Below are 2,723 nucleotides of genomic sequence, written 5' to 3' on the forward strand. Positions count from 1 at the left end.
TTTACTGAAATTACCTCTCCGTATTCTGCGAATACCGGTCTTAAATCGTCTTCAGTTGCCTGATAGTTAATGTTTCCTACGTAAATTGTTTTCATGTTACTTTTCCTAATTGTGAATTTTGCATTGACATTGTAACACCATTATGTAAAAAAAGCAAATAAATGTTAAAATTTCTTAAAAAAAGGACAAAATATGGAAATCAAACAGAATTATTTCAATTTCAGAAGCGCTCTTACAAAAGGCGAGAATGCAAAAGCGGAAGAGTTTTTTCAAAAGGCTTTTGATGAAGCGTTTGCTTTGTATCAGATAAAACTTTCAAAAAATGAAAAATTCGATTTAAAAAATGAAGAGGAGCTTTTTGCCGTAGTTGTACTTGTGGACAACGCTATAGGTTTTTGGAAAGAGGGAATGTTGGAAGAGGGAATAGCATTTTGTGAAAGTATGGTGGATTTGATAGATTCGCCTAAACTAAAGGAGATGTTTAAAGGATATTCCTTAGGGATGCAGGCCGGTGTGGATATTGACACGTTTTTTAGAAATTATGTCGATTTAACTAAGGTGGACGAGGAGTTCCCTCAGTTTTTGTGTAATTTTAAAGAGAATATTAAAGAACTTATCAAATAATGTTATAATAAAGATATTAAATTAAAAAGCAGGAGTATGGAACAGTTCGAAAACAGACTTAACAAAATGATCGAATCGTTGTTTGAATCGGGAGTTTTGAATAATATAAACAGTTCTTTCAATAAAGAGGAACAGCTTATAAATTTTCTCGATAAGGTAATTAATTCCACAATAGAGGGTATTGTCGTTTTTGATGAAAACAAAAGATGTATTAAAGCGAATAAACCCGCAGCGGTTATATTTGGATATACGCTTGAGGAGATGATAGGCAAAAAAGCTTTTGAATTTGTAGCCGAAGAATCCCGGGAACTTGTAAAAAACAGAATTCAGATAAAAGATCAGTCTCCTTATGAAGCCGTAATGCTGAAAAAAGACGGAAGTAAATTTCCCGCAATAATAAGAGGCAAGGATATTATTATAAACAATAAGAAAATAAGAATTTCGGCTGTTGTGGATTTAAGCGAACTCAAAGCAAAAGAAAAAGAAATTTATAAAATTGCGTATTATGACAGACTTACCGGCCTTCCGAATCGTCAGAAAATGATACTCGACATAAATAAAAAGGAAATTCACGCATGTGTGATTTTCAATATTGACAAATTCGGGCAGATTAACGATCTTTTCGGTTCCAAAGTCGGAGACGGGCTTCTTATCAAATTTACTGAGGAGTTAAAAAAAGAAAATATAAGTCCATACAGAATAGGAGGGGACGAATTTGCGGTTCTGTTCGATAAAAAAATGACGTATGAAGAAGTGGAAAAATTCATTATACGTATAATAGGCAAATTGGAAAGAATCGAATTTTTGGCCGGAAAGGAGCCATTGCATATTCATGTAAGGGCGGGAGCGGCGATTAATGGCAATAAACTTCTGACACATGCCGATATCGCCGTAAGGGAAGCCAAACAGAAAAAACTTCCTTTTTATATTTACGACGAAGCACAAAAGATAGAAAAAAGATACAAAAAAAACCTTGATATGACCGTTACAATTCATAAGGCTCTGGAAGATGACAGGATAGTTTGTTATTACCAGCCTATTTTTAACTCGGAAAAAGAGATTGTCAAATATGAGGTTTTGGCAAGGTTAAAAAATGAAAAAGGAAAAATAATACTTCCCGGAGAGTTTTTACCTATAGCCAAAACCACAAAACTGTATACTCAGATAACAAAAAAAGTGATAAAACAGGCCTGTGAAAAATTTGCCGGGATGGATAAAGGGTTTAACATCAATATTTCCATCGATGATATAATTCATCCCGAGCTTGTGGATTATATTGTGGATGTTGTTAAAAGTACGGGGACGGGAACTAAAATAGGATTTGAGATATTAGAAACAGAAGGGATAGAAAATTACAATATTGTAAAACGTTTTATTAAAAAAGTCCATGATTTGGGGGCGAAAATAGCCATAGACGATTTCGGGAGCGGTTATTCAAATTTCAAGCATCTGCTGTCATTGGAAATAGACTGCATAAAAATTGACGGTTCTTTAATAAAGGAAGTTACAAAAAAAGAAAAAAATTTAATAATAGTGGAAACGATTATAGAGTTTGCAAAGAAAATAGGTGCGAAGACCGTTGCCGAATTTGTCTGTAACGAAGAAATTTTCAATATCGTAAAAAAACTGAACATAGACTATTTTCAGGGGTTTTATCTCGCAAAGCCGATGCCAGATATTTAAGAAAGGATTTAAAATGAGCGGTTATATCGGATATATCGTAATTGGCGCCGTAATATTGGTATTTGTACTTATGTATAATTCTTTAATTTCAAAAAAAAATCAGGTTGAAAATATTTTCGGAAGTATTGACACGCTTCTTAAAAAAAGAAGGAATCTTATACCGAATTTAGTCGAAAGTGTCAAAGCCTATATGAAACATGAAAAAGAGCTTCTTGAAAAAATCACCGAACTCAGAAGCAGGGCTGAAAAAAGTGTTGACGAAAACGAAAAAATGAATTATGAAAACCAGATTTCATCACTTCTCGGAAAAATTTTGGTCAGTGTTGAAAATTATCCCGAATTAAAGGCAAACGAAAACGTAATGCATCTTCAAATGACGCTTGCCGAAATAGAAGAGCAGATAAGTGCGGCAAGAA

General features: G+C 33.6%; 3 protein-coding genes and 1 pseudogene. 3 read left to right on the top strand and 1 reads right to left on the bottom strand.

What is annotated here, in order from left to right:
- A pseudogene (locus tag ACXJIE_RS02080) lies at positions 1-95 on the bottom strand (RNA-binding protein); the annotation flags it as partial.
- Between the two features lie 97 nt (positions 96-192).
- On the opposite strand from ACXJIE_RS02080, the gene ACXJIE_RS02085 reads away from it, so the two are divergent.
- The 3 genes from ACXJIE_RS02085 to ACXJIE_RS02095 all read left to right on the top strand — a co-directional run.
- Positions 193-624, top strand: a complete 432-nt coding sequence (locus ACXJIE_RS02085) for a DNA polymerase III subunit alpha (RefSeq protein ID WP_456479321.1) — start codon at positions 193-195, stop codon at positions 622-624.
- A 36-nt stretch (positions 625-660) separates the two neighbouring features.
- Positions 661-2,307, top strand: coding sequence for an EAL domain-containing protein (locus tag ACXJIE_RS02090; protein ID WP_456479322.1), 1,647 nt, complete (start codon positions 661-663; stop codon positions 2,305-2,307).
- A gap of 13 nt (positions 2,308-2,320) precedes the next feature.
- Positions 2,321-2,723, top strand: a 403-nt coding sequence (locus ACXJIE_RS02095) for a LemA family protein (RefSeq protein WP_456479323.1), incomplete at its 3' end; no start/stop codon positions are given.

The sequence above is a fragment of the Nautilia sp. genome (assembly GCF_053994455.1).